Origin of the sequence: Streptomyces physcomitrii, from assembly GCF_012273655.1 — a bacterium.
Classification (GTDB): domain Bacteria; phylum Actinomycetota; class Actinomycetes; order Streptomycetales; family Streptomycetaceae; genus Streptomyces; species Streptomyces physcomitrii.
Genome location: NZ_JAAWWP010000005.1, coordinates 169,814 through 194,454, shown reverse-complemented (window position 1 = coordinate 194,454; position 24,641 = coordinate 169,814). Strand labels below are relative to the sequence as shown.

Annotated in this window: 21 protein-coding genes and 1 pseudogene; 8 read left to right on the top strand and 14 right to left on the bottom strand. The window is 76.0% G+C overall.

The genetic code is table 11. The features are described from left to right. Positions 1-17: 17 nt before the first annotated feature. A complete protein-coding gene (locus HFV08_RS10590; protein ID WP_210430163.1) occupies positions 18-1,412 on the bottom strand; it encodes an FAD-dependent oxidoreductase in 1,395 nt (464 codons plus the stop codon). Next, positions 1,409-2,803 carry a carboxylate--amine ligase gene (locus HFV08_RS10585; RefSeq protein ID WP_312885503.1) on the bottom strand — a complete coding sequence of 465 codons (1,395 nt, stop codon included), beginning with the start codon at positions 2,801-2,803 and terminating at the stop codon, positions 1,409-1,411. The genes HFV08_RS10590 and HFV08_RS10585 overlap by 4 nt, the downstream gene beginning before the upstream one ends. A 271-nt stretch (positions 2,804-3,074) precedes the next feature. Here HFV08_RS10585 and HFV08_RS10580 point away from each other — a divergent pair, with 271 nt between their 5' ends. Then, a complete protein-coding gene (locus HFV08_RS10580) occupies positions 3,075-4,331 on the top strand; it encodes a glycoside hydrolase family 26 protein (RefSeq protein WP_246341648.1) in 1,257 nt (418 codons plus the stop codon). Positions 4,332-5,196: 865 nt separating this feature from the next. On the opposite strand, the pseudogene HFV08_RS10575 reads toward HFV08_RS10580, so the two are convergent. From HFV08_RS10575 to HFV08_RS10535, 9 genes and pseudogenes are all read right to left on the bottom strand, one after another. After that, a pseudogene (locus HFV08_RS10575) lies at positions 5,197-6,378 on the bottom strand (GNAT family N-acetyltransferase); the annotation flags it as partial. Further along, entirely contained in the window at positions 6,375-7,052 is a 678-nt protein-coding gene (locus HFV08_RS10570) for a YveK family protein (protein WP_168538187.1), read from the bottom strand. The pseudogene HFV08_RS10575 and the gene HFV08_RS10570, both read right to left, overlap by 4 nt. After that, positions 7,049-8,191 (bottom strand): glycosyltransferase, encoded by a 1,143-nt coding sequence (locus HFV08_RS10565; RefSeq protein WP_168538185.1) that lies wholly within the window; start codon positions 8,189-8,191, stop codon positions 7,049-7,051. The genes HFV08_RS10570 and HFV08_RS10565 overlap by 4 nt, the downstream gene beginning before the upstream one ends. Next, entirely contained in the window at positions 8,188-8,961 is a 774-nt protein-coding gene (locus tag HFV08_RS10560) for a polysaccharide deacetylase family protein (protein WP_246341647.1), read from the bottom strand. The genes HFV08_RS10565 and HFV08_RS10560 overlap by 4 nt, the downstream gene beginning before the upstream one ends. Next, the gene (gene murJ, locus HFV08_RS10555) at positions 8,951-10,804 is read right to left on the bottom strand and encodes a murein biosynthesis integral membrane protein MurJ (protein WP_168538510.1); all 1,854 of its coding nucleotides are present in this window, start codon (positions 10,802-10,804) and stop codon (positions 8,951-8,953) included. Before murJ ends, HFV08_RS10560 begins: the two co-directional genes overlap by 11 nt. Positions 10,805-10,887: 83 nt before the next feature. Continuing rightward, positions 10,888-12,303: an O-antigen ligase family protein gene (locus HFV08_RS10550; protein ID WP_376770599.1), complete on the bottom strand. Its 1,416-nt coding sequence runs from the start codon at positions 12,301-12,303 to the stop codon at positions 10,888-10,890. Between the two features lie 7 nt (positions 12,304-12,310). Next, positions 12,311-13,804 carry an exopolysaccharide biosynthesis polyprenyl glycosylphosphotransferase gene (locus HFV08_RS10545; RefSeq protein ID WP_168538181.1) on the bottom strand — a complete coding sequence of 498 codons (1,494 nt, stop codon included), beginning with the start codon at positions 13,802-13,804 and terminating at the stop codon, positions 12,311-12,313. Further along, positions 13,801-15,009, bottom strand: a complete 1,209-nt coding sequence (locus HFV08_RS10540) for a glycosyltransferase family 4 protein (protein WP_168538176.1) — start codon at positions 15,007-15,009, stop codon at positions 13,801-13,803. The genes HFV08_RS10545 and HFV08_RS10540 overlap by 4 nt, the downstream gene beginning before the upstream one ends. A gap of 25 nt (positions 15,010-15,034) precedes the next feature. Next, the gene (locus HFV08_RS10535; RefSeq protein ID WP_168538174.1) at positions 15,035-16,144 is read right to left on the bottom strand and encodes a DUF3344 domain-containing protein; all 1,110 of its coding nucleotides are present in this window, start codon (positions 16,142-16,144) and stop codon (positions 15,035-15,037) included. Positions 16,145-16,348: 204 nt separating this feature from the next. Here HFV08_RS10535 and HFV08_RS10530 point away from each other — a divergent pair, with 204 nt between their 5' ends. The 5 genes from HFV08_RS10530 (at position 16,349) to HFV08_RS10510 (ending at position 19,940) form a co-directional block, all read left to right on the top strand. Beyond that, complete coding sequence (locus HFV08_RS10530; protein WP_168538172.1) at positions 16,349-16,588, top strand: chaplin; 240 nt, start codon at positions 16,349-16,351, stop codon at positions 16,586-16,588. 335 nt (positions 16,589-16,923) lie between these two features. Continuing rightward, positions 16,924-17,208, top strand: coding sequence for a hypothetical protein (locus tag HFV08_RS10525; RefSeq protein WP_312885502.1), 285 nt, complete (start codon positions 16,924-16,926; stop codon positions 17,206-17,208). A 461-nt stretch (positions 17,209-17,669) separates the two neighbouring features. Further along, positions 17,670-18,215 carry a vitamin K epoxide reductase family protein gene (locus tag HFV08_RS10520; RefSeq protein WP_246341661.1) on the top strand — a complete coding sequence of 182 codons (546 nt, stop codon included), beginning with the start codon at positions 17,670-17,672 and terminating at the stop codon, positions 18,213-18,215. Between the two features lie 77 nt (positions 18,216-18,292). Continuing rightward, positions 18,293-18,928 carry a tyrosinase family oxidase copper chaperone gene (locus HFV08_RS32320; RefSeq protein ID WP_168538168.1) on the top strand — a complete coding sequence of 212 codons (636 nt, stop codon included), beginning with the start codon at positions 18,293-18,295 and terminating at the stop codon, positions 18,926-18,928. Positions 18,929-19,076: 148 nt separating this feature from the next. After that, positions 19,077-19,940, top strand: coding sequence for a tyrosinase family protein (locus tag HFV08_RS10510; protein ID WP_168538166.1), 864 nt, complete (start codon positions 19,077-19,079; stop codon positions 19,938-19,940). 145 nt (positions 19,941-20,085) lie between these two features. On the opposite strand, the gene HFV08_RS10505 is transcribed toward HFV08_RS10510, so the two are convergent. From HFV08_RS10505 to HFV08_RS10495, 3 genes are all read right to left on the bottom strand, one after another. Continuing rightward, positions 20,086-20,355, bottom strand: a complete 270-nt coding sequence (locus HFV08_RS10505) for a chaplin (protein ID WP_168538164.1) — start codon at positions 20,353-20,355, stop codon at positions 20,086-20,088. Between the two features lie 155 nt (positions 20,356-20,510). Further along, complete coding sequence (locus tag HFV08_RS10500) at positions 20,511-21,875, bottom strand: cryptochrome/photolyase family protein (protein ID WP_168538162.1); 1,365 nt, start codon at positions 21,873-21,875, stop codon at positions 20,511-20,513. 186 nt (positions 21,876-22,061) lie between these two features. Then, positions 22,062-22,403: a hypothetical protein gene (locus tag HFV08_RS10495; protein ID WP_168538160.1), complete on the bottom strand. Its 342-nt coding sequence runs from the start codon at positions 22,401-22,403 to the stop codon at positions 22,062-22,064. 670 nt (positions 22,404-23,073) lie between these two features. Between HFV08_RS10495 and HFV08_RS10490 the strand changes: the two genes are divergently transcribed. Next, positions 23,074-24,120, top strand: a complete 1,047-nt coding sequence (locus tag HFV08_RS10490) for a LacI family DNA-binding transcriptional regulator (RefSeq protein WP_210430133.1) — start codon at positions 23,074-23,076, stop codon at positions 24,118-24,120. Then, on the top strand, positions 24,117-24,641 hold the full coding sequence (locus HFV08_RS10485) for a GNAT family N-acetyltransferase (RefSeq protein ID WP_168538158.1): 525 nt from the start codon (positions 24,117-24,119) through the stop codon (positions 24,639-24,641). Before HFV08_RS10490 ends, HFV08_RS10485 begins: the two co-directional genes overlap by 4 nt.

Genomic DNA, 24,641 nt, shown 5'->3' with positions numbered 1-24,641 from the left:
CCCCCCGCTACCGCAGCTCAGCCCGCCGCGCCCGCTCCGGCCGGGCTGCGCCCGTCGTCCGCCCCGGCTGCCCCGGTCCCGGCCGCACGGGCTCCGGCCGCGCCCACCTCGATCGCGCCCGACCCCACCGCGCCCGAACCCACCACGATCGCGCCCGGCCCCACCGCGCCCGCCTCGGCCCCCACCGCCGGACCCGGCACCCGTACCGGCCCGCCCCGGCGGAGCCTGCGCCGCACGCCGCGTACCAGCCGGTCCGCCGTGTACGAGGCCCCGTAGACGAAGCGCATCGACGGGCCGAAGGCGGAGGCGGTGACCAGGCCCGCGAGGAAGAGGCCGGGGCAGGAGGACTCGAAGCCCGGGCCGGTGGCGGGGGAGCCGTCGCCGAGGGTGTGCAGGGCCGCGCGGATCTCCGGGTCGAGCGGGGCGAGCCGCGCGCTGCTCGCGGTGAAGCCGGTGGCCGCGAGGACGTGGTCGGTGCGCAGGCGAAGCGTGCCGCCCGGGCCGGCGACCTCCAGGCGCACCCGGCCCCCGGCGGGCTCGGCGCGGACGATCTCGTGGCCGGTCAGCACCTCGACCCCCGACTCCACGCGTGAGCGCACCCACCAGGCGCCCGCCGGACCCAGCGCGGTGGCGCTGATCCTGGTGCGCCGCTCGGCGGGCAACAGGCGGAAGGCGCCCGGGAGCTGCGCGTAGGACCAGTTGCGCCAGCCCTGGCCGAGGCCGCTGAGCGGGGAGCGGGCGCGGCGCCACCAGGGGCGGTCGAGGGCGGGCGGCAGGTCGTTCCAGCACAGCTGCCCGGCGCGGGTCAGGACCCTGGTGCGGGTGCCCTGTTCGGCGAGCAGGGCCGCGGTCTCCAGGGCGGCCTGCCCGCCGCCGACGACGGTGACGTCCTGGCCGCGGAAGCGCGTCAGATCGCCGTGGTGGCTGCTGTGCGAGGCCAGCGCGCCGTCCGTGCCGAGCGGGCGCAGCGCCCCGGGCAAATCGACGAAGGGCAGCACACCGACCGCGAGGGCGACCGTGCGGGCGCGGACCTCCTCGCCGTCCTCGGTGGTGGCCCGGAAGCCGCCGGGGACCGGCCGCAGGGAACGGACGAGGCGCTCGTCGACGGCGGGGACCGCGCGCTCGGCGAACCACAGCCCGTACGCGGCGAATTCGGCCACCCCGATCGGCTCGCCGTGCCGGGCGCTCAGCCCGTGGGCGGCGGCGTAGGCGTCGAGGCCGAAGGCGCCCGCCGGGTCGGAGAGGTGGGAGGCCCAGGGCTCGGACTTCAGGAGCATGCCGGGCGGCATATGGCTGCGCCAGGAGTCCATCGGGCGGCCGAAGACCTTGAGGTCGAGTCCGGCCGCGGCGGCGTGCGCGGCGATCGAGAGTCCGTAGGGTCCCGCGCCGACCACCAGCAGATCGTGCGTCAGCAACTGCTCGCCTTCTTCCTGTCCGTCTTCCGGTCCGTGTTCCGGTCCGCGTTCCGGTCCGTGGGGTTCTTCTCCGTGGGGTTCTTCGCGGGGCGGAGGTCCTCCTGTCCGGCCCGAGGGGCGGACTCCAGGTCGCCGGGGCCCGCCTGGCCCGGCACCAGGGCGGTGGTGCCCGCGGCGGGTGCCCGCCGGGGGCGGGGCGGCAGGGCGCGGCGCAGCCGGGCGGCCAGCCTGGACACGGCGTGCCGGGTGAACAGCCGGCCGAGGGCGAGGCCGGGCAGCGGGTCGTCGGCCGCGAGCCAGGCGCCCTCGCGGCGGCCGCCGCGCGCGGGGCGCAGGGCGGCGAGCGGCGCGTAGTTCTCGACGACGAAGACCCGGCCGGGCCGCGGGCGGGGCGCCGGGAGCGGACGGTGGGTCAGGTCCAGGTGCTGGGCGCGCACCACGTCGAGTCCGCCCGCGTCCGCGAACAGGCGGAACTGGGCGCCGGGGCGGGGGTTGAAGTCGAGCAGGTGGTAGGTGCCGGTGCCGGGGTCGTAGCGGAAGTCGAGGTCGAGGATGCCGCGGTAGCCGAGGGCGGCGACGAGGGCGCCCGCGGCCTCGGCGAGTTCGGGTCCCGGGGTCCAGCGGCCCAGCGCGGTCAGTCCGGCGCCGCGCGGCCAGGAGCGCTCCTTGCGGCCCGCACCGCCGCCGTGGATGCGGCCGTCCCGGGCGGCGTAGCCGTGGAAGAACCAGTCGAGGTGCCGGCCGGGTCCCGGCGGCAGATACCGCTGGAGGAGCAGGCTGCCGCCCGCCCGCGCGCCGCGGGTGAACAGGGCGGCGGCCTCGGCGGGGGTGCGCAGCAGGCAGGTGCTGCGCAGTCCGGCGCCCGCGGGCAGCAGCCAGGGGCGGCTCCACTTGGCGACCACGGGCAGGCCCAGGCGCCGGGCGGCGGCCGCGGCCTGCCGGGCGTCGGCGGGCACCAGGGTCAGCGGGTGCGGGATGCCGAGCCGGGCGCAGACCCCCGCCAGGCGCTCCTTGTCGGCGACCTCCTCGGGCAGTACGGACGGGATGCCGGGCAGCAGGAAGCGGCCCGCGAGCGCGTGGTGGCGGCGGCCGATCGCGACGGCGCTCGCGTCGTCCAGCGGGATCAGCACGGCGGGGTGCGCGAGCCGCCCGGCGAGCCGGCCGAGGGCGCGCGCGATCCGCTCCTCCGGGGCGTCGGGCGGCGGCGGTACGTGCACCGCCCGCAGATGGCGGGAGCGGCCGACCGGACTGCCCGTCAGATCCGCCACCAGGTGCACGTCGATTCCGGCGCGGCCGAGCGAGCGCACCGCACCGAGGGTGCCGTGATGGAAGGGGTTCCGGTCGATCCGCAGCAGTACGGCGGGTACGCGGGTGTCGAACTGCGGCACCTGGCTGATCCTCCTCGTCGAGCCCGCCATTTGCTCACCCGGCAGAGGGAAAGGGTGGGCGGAGGGCGTTTCAGAAACTCAATCGGCGTAATAGAAATATTTATGACGTCGGGTCAGTCGGCGTGGCACAAGAAAATGAACAGGACGCGGAACAGGAAAGCGTCTCCGCGGAAACCGAGAACCGGGAGAGTCGTGCCGGGTGACGGCGACCGGGAAAGCGGACAGTGCAGGGTCGGACAATGCAGGGTCGGGCAGTGAGAAAGGGAGCGGCATGGGTATGCGCGCACACGACGGTCTCGTATCCCAGCATCGGCGCCGGGTGGCCGGCGGGCTGGTATGCGCGGCCGTGCTGGTCACGGCTGCCGCGCTCTTCACACCGGTCGGCGGCGGTGACGGCGCCGGTCCGGGGGGTACGGCCCGCGAGGCGGCGCCCGCCGCGGGGCCCGGGCCCGAGGGCGGACCGCCGGGCAGTGCACCGCCCGGCGGCGCGCCCGCTCCGGCCGCCGCGGAAACCGCCGTGGGCGCCTATCTCGACTACGGCGAGAAGGGCGTCCGGCGGATCGCCGAATTCAGCCGCTGGCTCGGCGGCGCCGAAATCCGGGTCGGGCACACCTACTTGCCCGGCGACCGCTGGGAGAACATCGAGGGCGGCCACGGATTCCTCGACAGCTGGGCGAAATGGCGCCGCGCCGAAAACGACCGGATGCTCGTCGTCAACGTCCCGATGATGGAACGCAACGAGGAGCGGCTCGGTGACGGAGAGGTCCGCACCCTGCTGCGCCGCGGCGCGTCCGGCGCCTACGACCAGCACTTCTACCGGCTCGCCCAGCGCCTGGTCGCGCTGAAGGTCCCCGACACGGTCCTGGTGCCCGGCTGGGAGATGAACGGCACCACCTACTCGCACCGCTGCGGCCCCGACCCGGCCGCCTGGAAGGCGTACTGGACCCGCATCGTCCGCGTCATGCGCATGGTCCCCGGGCAGCAGCTGCGCTTCGACTTCACCGCCACCCGCGGCCGGGACGCCATCCCGTGGACCGAGTGCTACCCCGGCGACAAGGTCGTCGACATCATCGGCCTCGACGCCTACGACCAGCCCGAGGGCCTGTCCTTCGAGGACCAGATCAAGGAGCCGTACGGGCTGCGCGACCACGCCGCCTTCGCCGCCGCGCACCGCAAGCCGATCTCCTTCCCCGAGTGGGGACTGTTCCGCGGCGGTGACAACTCCGCCTACATGCGCGGCATGCTCGACTGGATGAGCGACCACAAGCCGCTCTACCAGACCATCACCGACTACTGCCCGCACGGCGTCTGGCAGTGCGGGCAGAATCCGCGCGCCGCCGCCCTCTACCGCTCGGTGGTCTCCGGCGGCACGGCACCCGAGGAACCCGGCGAGCCCCAGGAACCGGAGTGGCCCGAGATCCCGGACCCGCCGGAGGCCGAGGTCCCCGACCCGCCGGAGGACGACGGGTCCTGCGAGTCCCGGCTGCCCGGCTGGCTGCGGGACTGGTTCGGCGACGAGGACTGCTGAGCCGGTGGAGAGGCCTGCGGATGCGGTGGCGGGGGCTGCTGAGCCGGTGGGGAGGGCCGTCGGTCCGGTGGCGAGGGCTGCTGGTCCGGTGGCGAGGGCCGGTGGTCCGGTGGCGAGGGCCGCTGGTCCGGTGGGGAGGGCCGGTGGTCCGGTGGCGAGGGCCGCTGGTCCGGTGGGGAGGGCCGCTGGTCCGGTGGCGGGGACGGATGATCCGGCGCCGGGGACTGCCGCCCGGGTGCCGAGGGCCGGGGAAACGGGGGCCGGGGAGACGCGGGCGGCGGCAGCGGTGCCGGGTGTGCGCCGCCCGTCTGCCCCCTCGGCGCCGTCTGCCCTGTCTGCCCCGGGCGCCTCGCCGGTCCCGGCAGCCCGCCTGGCCTTCGGCCCTTCCGCCGCCGCCCTCGCCGCCTCCTCCTCCGCCTCAGCTCTCACGGTCCGCCCCGCGCCCGGCTCCGGCATCCGGGGCGGTCCGCGGCGCCGGAGCGGCGGACTTCCCGCCGCCTTGCCCGCTCCGGGCCGGTGAGGAGGAGGCCGCCTCGACGCCCGCCTTCCGGGGCGGCGCCTGCCGGATCGGTGCCTCACGGAGGGCTGCCTCGCGGATGGGTGCCTCACGGACGGGCGCCTTACGGACGGGCGCCTTACGGACGGGTGCCTTACGGACGGGTGCCTTCGCGTCGGGCCTCTTCCCGTCCGATGCCTTCCCGCCGGGCGCCTTGCCGTCTGGCTCCTTCCCGTTCCGTCCCTTCCCGTTCCGCCCCTGCGCGTCCGGCGCCTTGCTCCTCTGCTCCGGCCCCTTCGCCTTCTCCTCAGGCCCCAGGGCCCGCTGACCGGCCCTCTTCCCCGTCCCGTTCCGCTCCCCCCGCTCCCACGGCGCCGCCCAGGTCCGCTCCCGCCAGGCCGCGCGCAGTGCCCGTGCCCGCTGCCGGGCCGCCGCGTCCAGGGTGACCGCGGTGAGCAGCGGGGCGGTGCTCCGACTGGCCAGCAGATAGCGCCGGTTGACGGCGGTGTCGGGGCGCCAGTGGTGTTTGTACGGTTCCTCGCCGCGCAGCAGGCTCAGAATCCCGCCGGGGGCGCCGGTGTCCGGGCAGTCCGCGAGGACAGAGCGGAGCAGCATCGTGGCGACGTCCGCCTTGCGTTCCCGCAGCCGGGGATCGGCGCCGTAGAGGTAGCCGCCCCGCAGGCGGGGGCCGCGCAGGCTCAGGTCGACGGCGGCTACCTCCCCGTCGAGGCGGAACTCGGTCAGGCGGGCCTGCCCGGCGGCCACCATCCGGCCGGCGGCGCCCACCAGGTGCTCCGCGAACCGGGGCCGCAGATGCTCGGCGGTCACCCCGCGGCCCTGCCACTGGAGCCGGTGCAGCCGCAGCAGGGTGCGTACCGCCTGCTCGGCCTCCGCGGCGGGCACCGGGCGCTGCTCGATGCCGAGGGCGTCCAGCTTGCGCAGCTTGGCGCGGACCCGCTGGGCGCGCGGCGCCGCCAGCCGGGTCAGCAGCGACTCCAGCGGTACGGCGGGCAGTTGCAGGCACACCGAGTCGTCCAGGATCCGCCGCGGGCCCGGCCAGGCCTCGTACAGCAGGGCGGTGGCCGCGCCGGGCCGGGCCTCGCCCAGGTCGAGCAGCCGGGTGCGGGCGGCGGCCGACAGTCCGCGCACCAGGGCCTCGGCGGCGGCGCCCCGGTGGTCGTCGTCGAGGAGGACGTCCATGAAGTCGGTGACCGCGCTGCCGAGCGGGACCAGCGCGGGCACCGGCCACCGCACCGCCCGCAGCGGGGCCACCGCGAGGAGCCGGCCCGCGCCGTCGCGCACCAGGGCGAGGCGCAGGCGGCCCCGGGTGCCGTAGGCGCGCCACCAGGAGTGCAGCCAGGCGTGGCTCTGGAAGGGCGTCGCGCTGCGGCAGTTGTCGTACAGGCGCTCCCACTCCGGGGCCAGCGCCGCGAACTCGCTCTGGGTGCGGCACCAGCCGAAGACGGCGCTCTGCCCGGCGGCGTCCGCCGCGGCGGAGGGGGCGCGGCGGGCGCCGGCGCGCGGCAGGCCGGTGCCGAGGGCGCTGCTCATGTGGCCGCCCGGGCGTCACCGGCCCGCTCGGCGGCGGGCGCGCTCTCGCCCGCCGGGGCCGGTACCGAGGCGTTCTCCCCGACCGTGGTGCGGCGCCGGGGCCGGGCGAGCAGGGCGAGGCCGCCGAGCAGTCCGCCCGCGCTCGCGCCGACCAGGGCGGTCACCGCGGCGGAGGCGGAGGCGGGGGAGGAGGGTTCGGTGGCGCGGGAGAACTGCACCAGCTGCACCCGCATCGCGTCCTTGGTGAGGCGGGCGTTGGCGGTCAGCGCGCGGGCGACCGCGTTGGCCATGTCGGTGGCGGTCCCCGGCGAGGCGGCGGTGGCCGACAGGGAGATCATCGGCGCGTCGGGGGAGGTGGCCGCCCGTACGCTCTCGCGCAGCGTCGCGACGGGGACGCCCGCCTCGACCTGGGCGTCGCCGAGGACGGCGAGCTGGGTGGCGACCCGGCCGTAGGCCTGGGCGAAGCCGAGCGCGGTCGCCGGATCCGCCTTGTCGCCGGGGACCGCGATGACATAGCTCGTCGCCGTGTACTGGGGAGCGCGCAGCAGCCCGTACGCGCCGCCGATCACCGCGCCGAGCAGGGCGCACACCGGCAGCAGCCACCAGGCGGGCAGCCGCCGCAGACGGGCGAGCGCGGCGCGGGCGGCCGGGCGGGGCGGGGATTGTTCGGTCATGAGCGGGTCACTCCCTTGGTCGGTGCCAGCGCCTGTGCGTACACGCCGGTCAGCTGCCGGGCACTGCGGGCGATGCTGTAGTGGTGGACGGCGCCGGGTACGTCGAGGCGGCGCGGGCCCGCGGCCCGCAGCGCGGCGAGGGCGCGGGCGAAGGAGGCGGCGCCGGGGGCGAGGCGTTCGGCGCCCGCGGTGGACTGCCGGGGCAGGTCCTCCAGGGCGGGGCAGGCCGCGTAGCGCACCGGCAGTCCCGCCGCGAGCCCTTCGACGGCGGCCAGGCCGAAGGCCTCCTCCGGGGAGGGCGAGGCCAGTACGTCCATCGCGGACAACAGGGCGCCCAGCGGCGGGCGTTGAGCGTCCCGGGGCGCGGGCAGCAGCGGGCTCTCCCCGGCGAGCACGACCCGGCCGGCGAGGCCCCGCTGCCGTGCCGCCTGCCGGAGCGCGGCCTCCTCGGGGCCGCCCCCGACCAGCAACAGGCGGCAGTCGGCCGGGAGTTGGGCGAGTGCCTCGATCAGTACGCCGAACTGCTTGCCCGCCGCGAGCCGCCCCACCCCGCCGATGACATAGGCGTCCTCGGGGAGGCCCAGCAGCGCCCGGGTGCGGCGGCGGGCGGCGGCGTCGAAGCGGAAGGCCCCGGCGTCGATGCCGTTGGGTACCAGGTGGATCCGGCCCTCGGGCACGCCCCAGCGGCGCAGCCGTTCGGCGACGGTGGCGGAGACGGCGACCGTGGCACGGCCCAGGCGCTCCCCGGCGAGGTAGAGGCCGCGTACCGCGCCGGTCAGCGGGCGGCCCTCCAACTGCCTTTCGCCCAGGGAGTGTTCGGTGGCCACGATGGCCCGTACGCCCGCCAGGCGGGCGGCGATCCGGCCGTAGAGGCAGGCCCGGTACAGATGGGTGTGCACCAGGTCGTAGCCGCCGCGCTCGATCAGCGCGGTCAGTCTCGGCAGCGCGGACAGGTCCCGGTTGCCGGCCATGCCCAGATGGACCACGCGGACCCCGTCGGCGAGCAGCCCGTCCGCGACCGGGCCCGGGTTGGTGAGCGTGACCACCTCGCAGTCCACCGGCAACTCCCGCAGCAGCAGCCGAAGTTGCTGCTCGGCACCGCCGACGCCGAGGCCGGTGATGATGTGCAGCGCCCTCACACCGGGGCCGCCTCTTCGCGCGGGGCCCGGCGGCGCAGCGGGTGCAGCCTGCGCTTGAGCGCCATCCTCAAGGGGGTGTCCTGCTGCCCGATGTGCAGCCGCGGCAGCGCGAACGGCCCGCTCAGGCGGCCCGGGTCGATCGCGCAGGCGTAGCGGTACCCGGCCCTGCGGACCGCGGCCGCCACCCGGGCGTCGACGGTGCCGTACGGATAGCAGAAGCCGCTCACCTCGGCGCGCACCAGCTCGGACAGGAGGGTGCGGCTGCCCACCGTCTCGGCGCGCAGCAACTGCTCGTCGCAGCCGGTCAGATCGATGTGGGTGAGCCCGTGGGAGGCGATCTCCATCCCGGCGGCATGCGCCTCGCGGATGCCCTCCGCGGTCAGCAGCGGCTTGCGCGGGCCCAGCGGATCCCACTCGTTGACCCCGCCGAGCCGCCCCGGCAGCACGAACACCGTGGCCCGGAATCCGCAGCGCCGCAGCAGCGGCAGCGCGTGGCTGAGGAAGTCGGTGTAGCCGTCGTCGAAGGTCAGCCCGACCAGACCGCGGCCCCCGCCCGCGGCCCGCGCGGCGAGCAACTCCCCGACCCCGACGCCCCGCAGCCGGTTGCGCCGCATCCAGCGCAGCTGCTCGGCGAGCCGGTCGGGGCTCACGGTGATGCGGTACGGGTCGTCGGCGCAGCTGCCCACCGAGTGGTACATGGCGATCCAGGGCACCCCGAAGGCGGCCCGGCGGGGGCGCGGGGTGCGTCCCGGCTGCGGTTCAACGGACATCGGCGCTCTTTCGGTCGGCGGGGTCTGTGTCTGTGTCTGTGTCTTTGGTGGCGGTGGCGGTGGCGGTCGGCTCGTCGGCGGTGCGCGCCGGGTGCGGTGCCGGGCGGCCGAGCCGGGGCAGGCGTACGGAGAGCGCCGGGAAGCCGCGACGGCCGAGGAGGCAGGTCACCGCCGCGAACACCAGCGCGATCAGGGGGAGTTGGAGGGCGAGCGCGGCTGCCGGGGCGGTGGCGCCGAGGGTGCCGAGCAGGGGCGCGGCGGCGAGTCCGGCCGCCGCGGCGGCCACCGCGCCGCCGAGCGGGCACAGCAGCGCGGCGGCCACCCGGCCGGTGCGCAGCGGGACGGTACGGGTGCAGCCGTACAGGAGCAGCGCCGCGGTCAGCGTGATCCCGGCGGCGTTCGCGGCGGCGATGCCCCGCACCCCGAAGGGGCCGACGGCCAGCGCGCCGAGCAGCCCGGTCGCCGCCGCACCGGCCGCCATCGCCGCGACCGGGTACCAGGCCCGCCGGTTGCCGGAGAAGTACGCCCGGATCAGCGCGCCCACCAGGGTGTGCCCGAGCAGCCCGGCCGCGTACACCCGCATCACCCCGGCCGTCGCCAGGGTGTCGGCGGCGGTGAACGCCCCCCGCTGGAACAGGAGTTGCACCAGCTGCGGCGCGCTCGCCACCACCGCGGCGGCGCCGAGCAGTACCACCGAGGCGGCCAGCAGCAGATCGCGTTCCACCCGGTCGCGGGCGGCCTCGGTGTCCCCGTCGGCGACCGCCCGCGCCACCACCGGGAAGGTGACCGTGCACAGCATCAGCGAGAGCACCATCGGCAACTGGCAGATCTTCTGGGCGTAGTTGAGGTGCGAGATGGCCCCCGCGGGCAGCCCGGAGGCGAGGAAGCGCTCGATGAACACCTGCGACTGGCGCACCGCCGCGAACAGCAGCACGGTCAGCAGCAGCCCGCCGTCCACTGGCCAACCCGCCCCGCGCCGGGCCCCGTTGGGCGGTACGGATGTCTCCTCGGCGGTCTGGGCGCCGGAGCCGGGGGCGGCCGGGGGTGCCGCCTCCCCGGTGCGCAGGCGGCGCCAGAGCGAGGGTGCCTGCACCGCGACCATCAGGCAGCCGCCGACCGCGACCCCGACCGCCGCCGAGGCCACTCCCCAGCGCCCGCCGCAGACGAACAGGGCGGTGATGATGCCGGTGTTGTACGCCACGTAGATGGTCGCCGGTGCCAGGAAGCTGCGGTGCGCGCGCAGGGCGGCGCTGCAGTAGCCGGTGAGCCCGAAGCTGAGCAGCGAGGTCGCCGTCAGCCGGGTGCAGTCCACCGCGAGCCCCGGGTCGTCGAGGCCCGGTGCCAGCAGGTCCACGAGCAGCGGCGCGGTGGCGATCAGCAGGGCCCCGGCGCCCGTGAGCCACAGGGCCAGGCGCGGCAGGGAGGCCGCCACCAGGGCGCGCACCGGATCGCCGCCGCCGGCCGCCCGTTCGCCGCGCGCCCGCCGCGACAGCGCCACGCTGAACGCGGGCACCATCGCGAAGGCCAGCCCCTCCTCGATCAGCAGCGTCGAGGCCAGCTCCGGCACCGTCCACGCCACCAGGAAGGCGTCGGTGCCCGGACCCGCCCCGAACAGCTGCGCCAGGGTCTGGTCCCGCACCAGGCCGAGCAGCGAACCGGCCGCCGAGAACACCGCGGTGAGCAGCGCCGCCCGGGCCAGGAGGCGGTTGACGGAGGGAGGGGGAGAAGCGGCGGCCGGGGAAGTGCCCTCGGAGGTACGGGAGTTGGGGGAGTGGCTCCCGGTCGCGGCGCCGGGGATTTCCGTGCTTTCGGTGCCGGGGGGAGGGGTGGCCGGGGCCGTCATCGTCGCGGTGGCCGCCGTCCCCTGCGGCGTGGGTACCGTCGCGGCCTCCTCGGGCGTACCGGCGGTGGGCCGGGTCCGCTTGCTCACCGGGTCGCCTCCCGGGGGCCGCGGTCGGCCAGGGCCCACCAGGCGGCGAGTCCGAGGACGACCGCGGTCAGCACGGTCGAGGGGCCGCCGATGTCCGCGTACACGAAGTCGGCGAGCTGCCAGACGAGCAGTCCGCAGGCGACGAAGGCGCAGTCCTTGGCGGGGGCCCGGTCGGGGTGTCCCGGGTGCGAACTGCCTTTTCCGGGACGCGACTTGGCGGCGCGGCGCAGGCCCCGGACCAGGAGGACGGCCCAGCTGCCCGCGAGGGCGGTGAGGCCGAGCATGCCCTGCTCGCTGAGGACGAGGAGATACATGTTGTGCGGGGAGAGCAGGGCCTGGCGGTGGAAGTCGGTGCCCGCGCCCGCGACATCGCTGCCGGAGGAGAGGGCGAGCGAGGCGTGGCTGTCGCGTTCGGCGGGGAACTGCTTGAGGCCCACGCCCGTCACCGGCTGCTCCCGCCACATGCCGAGCGCCGCCGCCCACATCGTGTACCGGTCGGTCACCGACTGGTCGGGGGCCGCGGTCACCCGGCCGATGCTGCCGACGCGTTCGCTCAGCAGCTGCGAGCCGACGCCCATGCCCGCGACCAGCACCACCCCGGCCGCGGCGACGGCGGCGAACACCCGTACCGCGCGCCGTACTCCGGCCATCAGGAGCTGCACCGAGAGCGCCACCACCGTCGCGATCCACGCGCCGCGGCTGAACGACAGCGACAGCGGCACCAGGAGCAGCACCGCGCAGCCCGCCGCGAGCGGCCGCCGCCAGTGCTCCCAAGTCGACGCGGCAGAAGGGGAGTCGGCAGCGGCGGCGCCCGGGCCGAGCGCGAGCCCCACCGCGCACACCAGTCCGTAGCTGACCACCGTGGACATCCCCATGATGTCGTTCGGGCCGAAGGTGCCGACCGCGCGTACGTCGGAGCCCATGTACGAGGCGCCGGTGCCGGTGAGGTACTGGTGCACGCCGACCGCGCCCTGCCACAGCGCGAGGCCGAGGAAGGACCAGGCGACCAGGCGGAAGTCGCGGGCGTCGCGCACCAGGAGCAGCACCGCGGCCGGGACCAGGACGAAGATCTGCAGATAGCGGACCATGCCGGTCAGGCCCGTCGTACCGGCCGCGCCCGCCGCGGCCAGCGCGATGCCCGCGACCGGCAGCCCCAGCACCAGCGCCGCGAGCCGGCTGAGCGGCCGGTGCGCCCCGCGCACCAGGCGCAGCGCGCAGCCGGCGACGAGCACCGCGGAGAGCGCGTCCGCGAGGGTGCCGCCGGAGCCGTCGCCCGCCCCGAAGGGACCGCCCGCGGGCAGCGCCACCAGGGCGAGCAGCAGCACCACCGGCAGTACCGGTGCCGCCCGCCGCAAGGCGCCGAGTGCCGCCGCCCGGTCCGGCAGCGGCAGGGGTGCGGCCCACTGGCTCACGTCGTCCTCAGCTTCCCGTGCGGCGCAGCAGCGAGGAGACCGTGCGCAGCAGGATGCACACATCCCCCCACAGCGACCAGGTCTCGATGTACGCGTTGTCGAAGCGGGCCCGGTCCTCGATGGAGGTGTCGCCGCGCAGCCCGCTGATCTGCGCGAGGCCGGTGATGCCGACCGGCAGCCGGTGCCGCGCCGCGTAGCCCGGATGCAGGCGGCTGAACTCGGCGACGAAATACGGGCGTTCGGGGCGCGGGCCGACCAGGCTCATGTCGCCGCGCAGCACGTTCACCAGTTGCAGCAGCTCGTCCAGGCTGGTGCTGCGCAGGAACCGGCAGAACAGGCTGATGCGGGCCTCCCCGGCGACGCTCCACCGGGTCGCCGACTCCTCGGCGTCGGCCGGGCGGTAGGTGCGGAACTTCAGCAGCGTGAAGGGGCGGCCGTCGCGGCCGATGCGCTCCTGGCGGAAGACCACCCCGGGGCCGTCGGTCAGCCGCAGCACGCCCGCGCACAGGGCGAGCAGCGGGCTCAGCGCCAGCAGGGCGAGCGCGGAGACCACCACGTCCAGGGAGCGCTTGGCGAGGCTGAGCCGGGCGCCGCGCACCGGGGCGAGCAGTTCGCAGGGGAAGGCGGCGAGCCGGTGCCCGGTCGCGGGGGCGTAGCCGCCCGCGGTGTCGATGCGCCACAGCTCGCAGCCGAACTCGTCGAGCTGGGCGAGGAGTTGGTGCCGGGCCACGCAGGTGTCGGCGCCCACCACCAGGGCGGCGCGCACCCCGTTCTGGACCACCGCGCGGCGGATCTCCTCGGGGGAGTTCAGCACCGGCAGCCGCGGCGGCTCGGTCCCGGGCCGCTCCTCGTCCTCGTCGGCGGCCTCCGTCTCCCGGGCGCCGACGAGGCCCACCGGGCGCAGTCCGGTCCGCGGATGCCGCAGGATCGCCGCCGCCACCTGCCGGGCGGCGCCGCTCTCGCCGATGACCAGGGCCGCGCGCGGGTGGGCGAGCGCCGCGCGGGTGCGCAGCCGCGCCAGCAGCGTGCGGCCCGCGAAGCCGAGGGAGGTGTGCAGCGCGAGCGCCGCGCCCAGGGTGGCGAGCGAGAGGGCGCGCGCCGGAGCGAGCGCCGCGAGCAGCGCCGCCGTCAGGCACCAGCAGACCGCGGCGCGCAGGAACACGGCGGGCAGCTCCTCCAGGGCGCCCGGCGCCGGGCCGGTGCGCCGGGGCGCGCGGGCATGCGCGAGCGCCGCCGTCGCCACCAGGAGCGCGGTCGGCAGCGGCCGGGCCGCCGGGCCGCCGAGCAGCACCGAGGAGACCAGTGCCGCCAGCATGTCGACGATCAGGAGCGGGGGCCGGCCGCCCCATCGGCGGTCCGGGCCGCGGCCGGTCCCGCCGAGCGGCTTCCCGGCCACCGGCCGGGGCGCGAGGGCGAGTGAGCTGCGGGAGGCGGAACCGGGCGCGGCACTCTCGCCGCGGGGGCGCCCGGCGGGCGGAGGGACGGTGCTTTCGGCGGTCACGGGGTGCGGTTCTCCCTGGGATCGGTGCGCTGCATGCCGAGCAGTTCGCGGTAGAGGTCGGCGAACTGCTCGGCGGTGCGCCGCACATCGTGGGAACTCAGGACGTGACGGCGCCCCGCGAGGGCGAGCGCGTCCCGCAGCCGCGCGTCGGTGAGCACACCGACCGCCGCGCGGGCCAGCGCCCCGGGATCCTCCGGCGGCACCAGGCAGTACGGCACATGGCCCGGCGGCAGCGACTCCCGGCTGCCGCCGACATCGGTGACCACGACAGCCCGCGCGCAGGCCATCGCCTCCATCGGCGCCAGCGCCATCCCCTCCCAGCGCGAGGGCAGCACCACCAGGTCCGCCGCCCGGTACCAGGGCGCCGGATCGGCCACCGCCCCCGGGAAGGACACCGAGGCCCCGGCGCCCGTCGCCGCCGCGGCCTGCCGCAGCCGCTCCTCGGCCGGGCCCTCGCCGACCAGCACGAGCCGGGCCCCGGGCAGCCTGCGCAGCATCTGCGGCCAGGCGTCGAGGAGTACGTCCTGCCCCTTCTGCCGGCACAGCCGCCCCACGCACACCACCAGCGGGCCCGGCGCGTCCACCGGCCGCGAGCCGCCGGGCCGGCCCCCCGACTCCCGGGGGCCCGGCGCGGGGAGCGCGGCCGGGCCCGGACTGAAGAGGTCGGTGTCCACACCGTTGGGGATGACCGACCAGGCGGCGCGCACCCCGGCCCGCAGCCCGGTGCGCCGCTCCGCCTCGCTCACACACACCACCCGCGCGCTCCACCGGGCCGCGTACTGCTCCCAGCGGCGGGCCAGCGCCGCCGTCGTCCCGGTGACCGCCTCGAAGGACCAGGCGTGCGGCTGGAAGACCGTCGGCAGGCGCCCGCGCACCGCGAGCCGCGCCGCGAGCCCCGCCTTCGCGCTGTGCGCGTGCACCACATCGGGCCGCACCTCGCCGACCAGCCGGGCCAGGCGCCGGGCCTCCGACGCCACCGCGAGTCCGGGGTCCCGGCCCGCCTCCCAGGCGCGCACCTCGCTGCCGAGTCCGCGCAACGAGGGTGCCAGGCCGCCCTGTTCGGGGCAGGCGGCGCGCACGTCCAGGCCCGCCGCGAGCTGGGCGCGCACCAGGTCGGCGACGACCCGGGCCACCCCGCCCTCCGCGGGCTGTGCCACATGCAGGACCCGAAGCGGCCCGGCCCGGCCCGCGGTTGACTGCTCCATGCGCCCGTCTCCCGTACTGCCCCGGTCAGCGCCCGGCGTCGGCGGCGAGGAAGAACGCCCCGAGCCAGGCCGCGTCCCGGCGGGAGGTGAAGCGGGCCCCGAGCCGGTCACCGCCGGGCGCGAGCGCCGCGGAGGCGTCCAGGACATCCGAGTCGTAGCCGAGCGTGTTGTCGTACGCGGGCGTACGCGCCGTGCGCGCCCCGCCGGGCCCGGAGACCGTGGAGTTGAGGATGTCGTCGGCCGGGTCGGCGGGGCCGGACAGCGACACCCCGGGCCCGCGGCCGGTGGAGAGCGTCAGCGAGTCCCCGCGGGTGCCGCGGTCCCCGTTGTAGGCGACGAACCCGGCCGTCCCGCGCGCCCCCTTCGGCACCGCGACACCGGTGAGCGGCACGGTGTGGCTCGGGTGCGCGGCGTCGAAGGCGACGAAGCCGTCCCACAGGCCCAGTTCGCGGCGCGGCTCCCGCGGGTTCGCGTAGGCGACGACGAGGGTCCAGCCGCCCCAGGTGCCGGCCCGCGAACGGCCGCTGGCCACATTGACCTGGGCGACGGTGTACTGCCCCGGCCCGGCGGCGCGCACCAGGCGGGTGACGTCCGCGGAGGCCTGGAAGGCGTCCATGCCGCCCGCGACGCGGTGCCCCGTCCGGCTGTCCGCGCGGACCTCCCGGTAGGCCCCGCCCGGCTCCGCGAACAGCACCCGCCCGTTGTCCTTCGGCGGCTTCTGCTCACCGGCGAGCAGGTTCCCGCCCCAGTACAGGCGGGCGTAGCTCACCCGCGAACCGGCGGGCAGCCGCACCTCGCCGCGGCTGGAGTTGTACGTGTTCGGGTCGCGGTCCACGTCCGTGTAGAACATGTCGAAGTCGCCGTTGACCCCGCCCGCCCGGCCGCCGCGCACCGCGGGGCACCGCTTCGCGGTGGGCCCGGAGGTCCGGCAGGAGACGGCGGAGTTCGCGGCCCGGACCAGGCCGCCGTGCTGCACGGTGTGGTAGCGGGGCGCGAAGGCGAGCGCGGGCGACTCCGCGGGAGCGGGGGCGGGCGGGGCCGCCGTGGCCGGGGCGGGCAGCGCCGCCGGACAGGCGGCGAGCAGCAGCAGCGGCAGCAGTGAGCGGCGCAGTACAGGACCCAGTGGACGGCGCATGACCTAGACGGCTCTCCGGGCTTGTAAAGAATGTGTGTTGGTCAGTGCAGAGTGCGCGCTCACACTTCCGGATGACGGTGTTCGTCAGGCGTTGCGGAGAAGGATCACCCCTATGGACGCAGAACTCCCTCGGGCCGCAGGCGTTGGTCCATGAGCCGGGCATCCCGCCCCGGTGATTGCCATCAACACAAGGAGCAACACTCCATGTCGCGTACTGCGAAGGCCCTCGTCCTCTCCACCGTTGCTGCTGCCGCCGTGGCCGGCAGCGCCGGCCTCGCCAGCGCCTCCTCCGGCGCCGAGGGCGGCGCCGCCCACTCCCCCGGTGTCCTCTCGGGCAACGTCGTCCAGGTTCCGGTCCACGTCCCGGTGAACGTCTGCGGCAACACGATCAACGTGATCGGCCTGCTGAACCCGGCCGCCGGCAACACCTGCGTCAACCACTGAGCTGCTCCCGCAGTTCGCGCTGTGGGCCGCGCACCCGAAGAGGGTGCGCGGCCTTCCGCGTTTTTGGGGGCGGGGTCGAGCGCCGGTCGCGGGCCGGCCGCATGCCGGTCGGGGCCCGGTCGCGGGCCGGTAGGCCGCGGGCACATGCCACGGGGGTTCGCAGGCGGCCGGGGCGCCTTCGTCCCGCCCGGTCAATCGGGTGGGCGTCCAGGAAATTCGCGGTTGCTCGTTTCTGAGCCGTGCGGGGCTCGTTAACCACAACGAAGCACACCCGAGGGCGAGTTGTGGCCCGGGTGTCCCTCTGCCCGGCGACGGTCGTCGCCGATGAAAGGATCATGATGAAGCCCCTCAAGGCTGCCGCTGTCGTCGCCGGTTCTCTCGCCGTGGTGGGTGCCGGAGCCCCGGCGTTCGCCGCGGGACTCGTCCCCACCGGCGTCACCGACCTGGCGACCGACACCGTCAGCAAGCAGCCTCTGCTCGCCGACTCCCCGGTCTCCACGAACGCCCTCGACCCGTCGAGCGCCGGCTCCGTGACCGGTGCCCTCAACGGCGCCACCGGCGGCCTCGACTCCGGCGGCGGCAACGCCCCGATGCTCGGCGGACTGCCCCTCGGCGGCTGACACCCGCGCGCCCGACCGCGCGCCGCACCAGTGGCCGCCGCGATCCCGGGCGCGACCCACCCCGTACCGCCGCGAGAGGTCGCCCGCGGTGCGGGAGCGGGGCCGGTTCCCCACCCCCGGGAACCGGCCCCGGCGCGTGACACCCCCGCGCGCCGCAGGCGGAACCGAGCAGCCGGGGCGCCCCGGGCCGGGAAGCGCGACGGACCGGCACGACGACGGCGCAGCGGGTCGGTACGGCCGATCGGCACGGCGGACCAGCACAGCGGACCGGCACGGCAGATCAGCCGGACAGCGCAGTACGACAGAGCAGCAGGACCGAGAAGCAGGGAAGAGGCGGCGCAGGTATGGACACCAGGGTCGGCCCGCACGGCGCGCGGCATGCCGGGGAACGGGCGCGGCAGGACGGGCCGCTGCCCGACGCGGCGCGGGTGACCGCGGGCGCCGGACCCGGCTTCGGGCTGATGCTGCTGCTCACCGGGGCCGCCGGACTCCTCGCCGCCTGGGTGATCACCCTCGACAAGTTCAAGCTGCTCGAAGACCCGGACTTCACCCCGGGGTGCAGCCTCAACCCCGTGGTGTCCTGCGGCAACATCATGAAGAGCGAGCAGGCCGCCGCCTTCGGCTTCCCCAACCCGATGCTCGGCCTGGTCGCCTACGGCATCGTCATGGGCATCGGCGCCGCCCTGCTCGGCCGCAGCACCTTCCCCCGCTGGTACTGGCTCGGCCTGAACGCGGGCACCCTCTTCGGAGTCGGATTCTGCACCTGGCTGCAGTTCCAGTCGCTCTACCGGATCAACGCCCTGTGTCTGTGGTGCTCTCTCGCCTGGATTGCCACGATCATCATGTTTTGGTACGTGACTTCTTTCACCGTGCGCGCCGGGCTGCTGCCCGCGCCGGGGTGGCTGAGGAGCTTCTTCGGCGAGTTCACGTGGGTGGCTCCGGTGCTGCACATCGGCGTGATCGGGATGCTCGTCCTGACCCGCTGGTGGGACTTCTGGACCGGCTGATCCCACTCGCTCGCCGGAGCACGGACAGGCCCCGCGCCTGACCGCCCGCCCGAGCGAGCGAGACGAGGACCAGCCAGATGAGCCGAGGACCCGGAGCAGACCGCACCGATTCACCGACCGCGCAGCCGCCCACCGCCCCCCGCGACAGCGGTACGCAGCCCACGGCCCCCCGCGACAGCGGCACGCCGCCCGCCCGCGGCCCCGGCGACGGCACCGCGCCCACCCCCAACTCCCTTGCGGGCCAGGGCAGAAGACCCGGCGGGAAGCGGCGCACGGCAACGGGCGCCGAAGCGGAGCGGCCGCCGCTCCGGCTGCCCACCCGGCGGGCCGCCCTGCGCTCCCTCTTCCTGGCCGGGCCCGCCGTCGGCGTCGCCGGGGCGCTCTCCCCGCTCGTCCTGACCCGGGGGGAGAGCGCCGGGGACGGCACGGTCCAGGCACCGGGCGGCGGCGCGGCCCGGCCGGTCGCCGTCCAGCACGGACCGCAGCCGGACGGCGAGATCCTGTTCGAGGAGACCTTCCGAGGGCGCCGCCTGCGGGCCACCGCGCTGCCCGGCGGCCGGGCCGCCGTCACCGTCGACGGCCGCCCCCTGCACCTGATGCGCCGCGTCGACGGCACCTGGCTCAGCATGCTCGACCACTACGAGTCGTACCCCTCGCCCCGCGCCGCCGCCCGCGCCGCCGTCCTGGAGCTGGGCACCACCGCCCTCGCCTGAACCACCGGACCCGCGCGCCCCGGCACGTACGACCCGGGTGCCCGCGCGCGAAGCATGCGCGTGCCCGCGCGTACGCCCCGGCACGCACGCCGGTCCGGCTCTCCCGCCCGTCACCGCCCAGCCCTGCCCGCCGCCCGAAGGGACACCCATGGTCTACGTCCGCAAGAACCAGCGGCACCTCAGCCGCGCCGAGAAGCGGCGCTTCGTCGCCGCGGTGCTCAAGGTCAAACGCAGTGGACAGTACGACGAGTTCGTCGCCCGGCACATCGCCCAGTACAACGCCGACGGGGACGAGGGACTGCGCCTCGCCCATATGACGCCGACCTTCTTCCCCTGGCACCGGCGCTTCCTGCTCGAATTCGAGGAGGCCCTGCGGCGCGCGGACCCCGCGGTGAGCGTGCCCTACTGGGACTGGACCGCCGACCGCTCCGCCCGCTCCCCGCTGTGGACGGAGGAACTGCTCGGCGGCAACGGCCGCAGCGGCGACCGGCAGGTCACCACCGGCCCCTTCGCCTACCGCAACGGCTGGCGGATCCGGCACAGCGTGACCGACGGGGAGTTCCTCACCCGTGAGTTCGGGCACCCGCGCGACCCGGTCGCCCTGCCCACCGCCCGCGATGTCGACGCCGCCCTGCGCGACGGCACGTACGACGTCGAGCCCTGGGACTCCACCTCGCCCGGCGGCTTCCGCAACAAGCTGGAGGGCTGGACGGAAGGTTTCGGCAGCAACGCGCTGCGCAACCACAACCGGGTGCACCGCTGGGTCGGCGGGCACATGCTCGGCGGCGCCTCCGTCAACGACCCGGTGTTCTGGCTGCACCACAGCTTCATCGACCTGCTCTGGTCCCGCTGGCAGCAGGCCCACCCCGGCGGCCGCTATCTGCCCGCCCAGCCGCTCGGCCCCGCCGACCTCCAGGAGGGCCGGGTCCTGACCGCCCACCAGAAGATGCCGCCCTGGGACGTCACCCCGGCGGACATGGAACGCCACGACCGGGTCTACCGGTACGCGTAGCGCCGCCGCCTCCTCCGTCCCCGTGCCCGGCCCCGCTCCCGCCTTCCGCCCGGAGCGGGGCCGGGCACGGCGAAGCCCCCGTACCGCGCGTTCGTGCGTGCGGTACGGGGGCTTCGGTGCTGCCGGTGAAGCGGGCGGGGGCCGGTCAGTCGCCGTAGCCGTGCTTCTTCTCGTGGCCGAGGTTGGCGCAGGTGTTGCCGACGGCCGGGTTCAGGGCGCCGATGACGTTGATGGTGTTGCCGCAGACGTTGACCGGGATGTTCACCGGGATCTGGACGACGTTGCCCGAGAGGACACCCGGGGAGTGCTTGGCCACGCCCTCGGCGCCCGCGTCGGCCATCGCCAGACCAGCGCCCGAGAGCATGACCGCGCCCGTGCCGAGCGCGACCGCGGCCGTCTTCGCGATGCGAGACATCACGTACTCCTTTGACCTTCGATGTTTACGCCGCACTGCGCGGGCGTACTCCCCCTACAACGCGGACCCTCACGCTCGGTCACGGCCAATTCGGGCGACGACACGACAAGTAACGCGAATGGCGGGGCGCGGCGGCGGTGCCACCGGGCCGCGCGTCACTCCAGGCCGCGGGCGCGGCGGAAGCGGGCCAGCCCCTCGGAGAGGTCGACCAGCGGCTCCGGGTAGTCCAGGCGGGAGCGCTCGGCGCCGCTCAGCCGCCAGGGCTCGTGCACCGCGGGCCGCCGCAGACCGCCGAGTTCGGGCACCCAGCGCCGTACATAGGAGCCGTCCGGGTCGAAGCGCTTGGACTGGGTCAGCGGGTTGAGGACGCGGCCCGGGCGGGTGTCGGTGCCGGTGCCGGCCGCCCACTGCCAGTTGAGCTGGTTGTTGGCCACGTCGCCGTCCACCAGGAGGTCCAGGAAGTGCCGGGCGCCGAGTCGCCAGTCGAGATAGAGCGTCTTGCTGAAGAAGCTCGCGACCAGCAGACGGGCGCGGCCCGGCATCCAGCCCTCGTGCCGCAGCTGCCGCATCGCCGCGTCGACCACCGGGAAGCCGGTACGGCCCGCCCGCCAGGCCTCGGCCTCCTCCTCCGCCCGGCGCCAGTGGTCCTGACGCGGCCGGTAGTCCTCGTGCGCGGCGGCCGGCCGGGCGGCGAGCACCTGGTGGTTGAAGTCCCGCCAGGCCACCTGCCGTACGAAGGGCTCCGCGCCCGGCGAGCCCGACTCCCGTGCGCGCGCGGCCACTTCGATCGGGGAGAGGGTGCCGAAGTGCAGGTGCGGGGAGAGGCGGGAGGTGGGGGCGCCGTCCAGTTCGTCGGCGTGCTCGGCGTAGCCGTCGAGCGGCTCGCCGAGCCAGCGGGTGAGCCTGCGCCGCGCCTCCTTCTCGCCGCCCTTGGCGAGGCCCGGGGAGGTGCCGGACACGTCCGCGCGGTCTTCGAGGCGGTGCGAGACGGCGCTGTCCGGTACGTGCACGGAGCGCGGCAGCGGCACGGTCTCGCGCGGCGCGGTCGCCGTCCAGCGCCGGAAGTACGGGGTGAAGACGGCGAAGTGGTCCTTGCCCTGGGGGAGGACCTCGCCCGGCGGCAGCACGGTGGTCACCGCCTCGTGGACGTGCAGCAGGCGGTCCTGTTCCGCCAGGGCTGCACGCAGCCGCTCCTCGCGGCGCTGGGCGTAGCCGCTGCTGCCCGCCGCCACGTGCACGGCGCGCGCGCCGGTGCGCCGGGCCAGGGTGCACACCTCGCGCACCACCTCGCCCTCGCGCACCACCAGGCGCCCGCCGCGGGCGCGCAGCCCGGCGTCCAGGTCGGCCAGGCAGTCCGCGAGGAAGGCCCGCCGGTTCGGGGCGGCGAAACCGGCGTCGCGCACCCCGCGGTCGTAGACGAAGAGGGGGACGACGGAGTCGGCGCCGCGCACGGCCGCGTGCAGGACCGGGTTGTCGTGCAGCCGCAGGTCCGCGGTGAACAGGCAGATCTCGGTGGTCACTTGGGCTCCTGGGCAGGGGCGCCCCGCGAACGGGGCAGGGCCTGCCATCGTCCCTCCGGCCCGGGCGGCGGCGGGGGAGCGGCGCGCCGGGGCGGGGGCCGGGGCAGTCGGGGCTGGGGCGGCCGGTCTCGCCTGGTGGGCTCGGTCCTGGGGTCCGGGCGGCTCAGCGGGGTCGGCCGGGTGGGCTCAGTCCGGTCGGCCGGAAGGCGGTTCCGCGCCGGGGTGGGAGTCGTGCTCGCCGGGCCGTTGGTGCGGGGTGGCGGTGTCCTGGGTGTGCCGGGTGTCCTGGGCGTTCGGGGTTCCCTGGGCGTTCGGGAGGTGCTCGGTGTCCCGGGTGTTCTGCCGGGACTGGCCGTGGGCGACGCCGAAGAGCAGGCCGATCACCATGCCGAGGCCGAGGCCGAGCATGGTGTCGTCGAAGACGAGCCGCCCGAGCGTCAGTCCGAGGGCCACTCCGCAGGCCAGGCCCAGGGGGATGCCGGTGGCCAGTGGGGTGTTGGGGGCGGGGGAGTGCGGGGCGGGAGGCACCGGGGCCCGGGACGGTGAGTCCTGGGACGCCGGGTCCTGGGGTGGCGAGTCCTGGGATGCCGGGTCCTGGGGTGGTGAGTCGGGGGACGGCGGGTCCTCGGGCTGCCGATCCTGGGACCGCGGGTCCCGGGACGGTGAGTCCGGGGACTGCCGAGACCGGGATCGCGAGTCCTGGGACAGCGGGTCCTGGGGTGCGGGGTCCTGGGATCGAGGATCCCCGGATCGCCGGTCCCGGGAGGAGGACTCCGGGGACGGCTCGACCTGGGACCGCTCGTCCCGGGACCCCTCGTCCCGGGACCGCTCCTCCGGGGAAGGCGGGTCCTGGCTGGTCATGAGGGCGGGTCCTGGCTGGTCATGGGGACAGTATGGGCGGGGGCGCAAGCGGCGGACCTGGCGCCTCAGGTCGCTCCCGGCCGCGGTGGCCCGCGCGGGCCACCCGCCCCGCGCCGCGGAAACCGGCGGAAACCGGAGTACAAGCGCGGTATTCGAGCCAGCACGCGAAAGCTCCCGGCCAGGCCCGGCGCTCAGCCGCCCGCGGGTACCGCCGCACCGGCCATGCTGGTCCGGCATATGGACGGGACCGAGAGTCGCCGTGCGGTGACGAAACGTTGCGGCAATGGGTGCCCCGAGGTTCTGACGTCCTGGACCCTCGACGGCAAGGAGAACAGTTGTGGGCGCGACCCTGCGCGACATCGCCCGGATGGCCGGGGTGCACCCGGGTACGGCCTCGCGGGCCATGAACCCGGACATGGAGCACCTGGTGAACGAGGCGACCGCGCGCCGGGTGCGGCACGCCGCCGAGCAGCTCGGCTATGTGCCCAACTCCCTTGCCCGCAGCCTGAAGACGAGCCGTACGCAGTCGCTGGGCGCCCTGGTCCCCGACATCGCCAACCCGCTGTTCCCGCCGATCCTCCGGGGCATCGAGGACGTCGCCGCCGAGGCCGGTTTCAACGTCCTGATCGCCAACACCGACGACGACCCGGAACGGGAGCGCCGCCAGGTCGCGAGCCTGCGGGCCCGCCAGGTCGACGGGCTGATCCTGGCCTCGGCCCGGCGTGCGGACCCCGTCGTGCTCGCCCTGGTCGCGGCCGGGGTGCCGGTGGTCCTGGTCAACCGCGTCGAGCCGGTGCTGTGCGTCCCCGGTGTCGCGGGCGACGACACGGACGGCATCCGGCAGGCGGTGGCCCATCTGCACGCGCTCGGCCACCGGCGCATCGCCCACCTCGCGGGGCCCGCCGGCACGCCCACCGGAGCCGCCCGGCTCGACGCCTTCCGCCGGGAGACCGCGGCGCTCGGCCTCGACGCGGCGGGCTGCCCGGTCGCCCTCGCGGCCTCCTACCGCACCGAGGAGGGCGCCCGCTGCACCGCCGAACTCCTCGACTCCGCACCGGGGTTCACCGCCCTGCTGGCCGCGAACGACCTGCTGGCCCTCGGCTGCTTCGAGACCTTGGCCGCCCGGGGGCTGCGCTGCCCCGAGGACCTCAGCGTCGTCGGCTTCAACGACATGCCCTTCGTGGACAGGCTCACCCCGTCCCTGACCACGGTCCGGGTCCCCCAGTACGACTGCGGCGCCCAGGCGGCCCGCCTCCTGCTCTCCCGCCTCAGCGCACCCGTCCCGGCGGACGAGACGGCCGAGTCCGTACTGCTGCCCCTGTCCCTGGTGGTGCGGCGGTCTACGGGTCCGGTGCGGGCCGGGGAAGCGGTGCCGGCCCGATGAGGGAGGCACCGGTGATCAGGACCGGGCGGCTGGTGCTCCGGGCACCCGAGGCCCGGGACCGCGCGGCGTTCGTCGCACTGTTCAGCTCGCCCGAGGTGGGCGCCTACACGGGCGGCCACCGCACCCGCGCGGAGTGCGAGCGCGCGCTGCCCGAGACGCCCGGGAGACGCCCCGGGCTCTTCGTGGTCGAGCATGAGGGGGCGATGATCGGGACCGTCGAACTGGGCCGGCGCGACGCGGAGCACCGCAGCCGGGTCCGTCCGGACGCCGGGGAGGCCGAACTCGGCTATCTGCTCCTGCCGGAGGCATGGGGGTACGGGTTCGCCGCCGAGGCCTGCGCGGCGGTGCTCGGCTGGTTCGCCGAGACGCGTCCCGGTGAGCCGGTGGTGCTCTGCACCCAGAGCGCCAACGCCCGGTCGATGCGCCTCGCGGCGAGGCTCGGCTTCACCGAGGTCCGGCGGTTCGAGGAGTGGGGCGCCGAGCAGTGGATGGGCGTCTGGTCCCCGGCGCCGCCCGCTTGA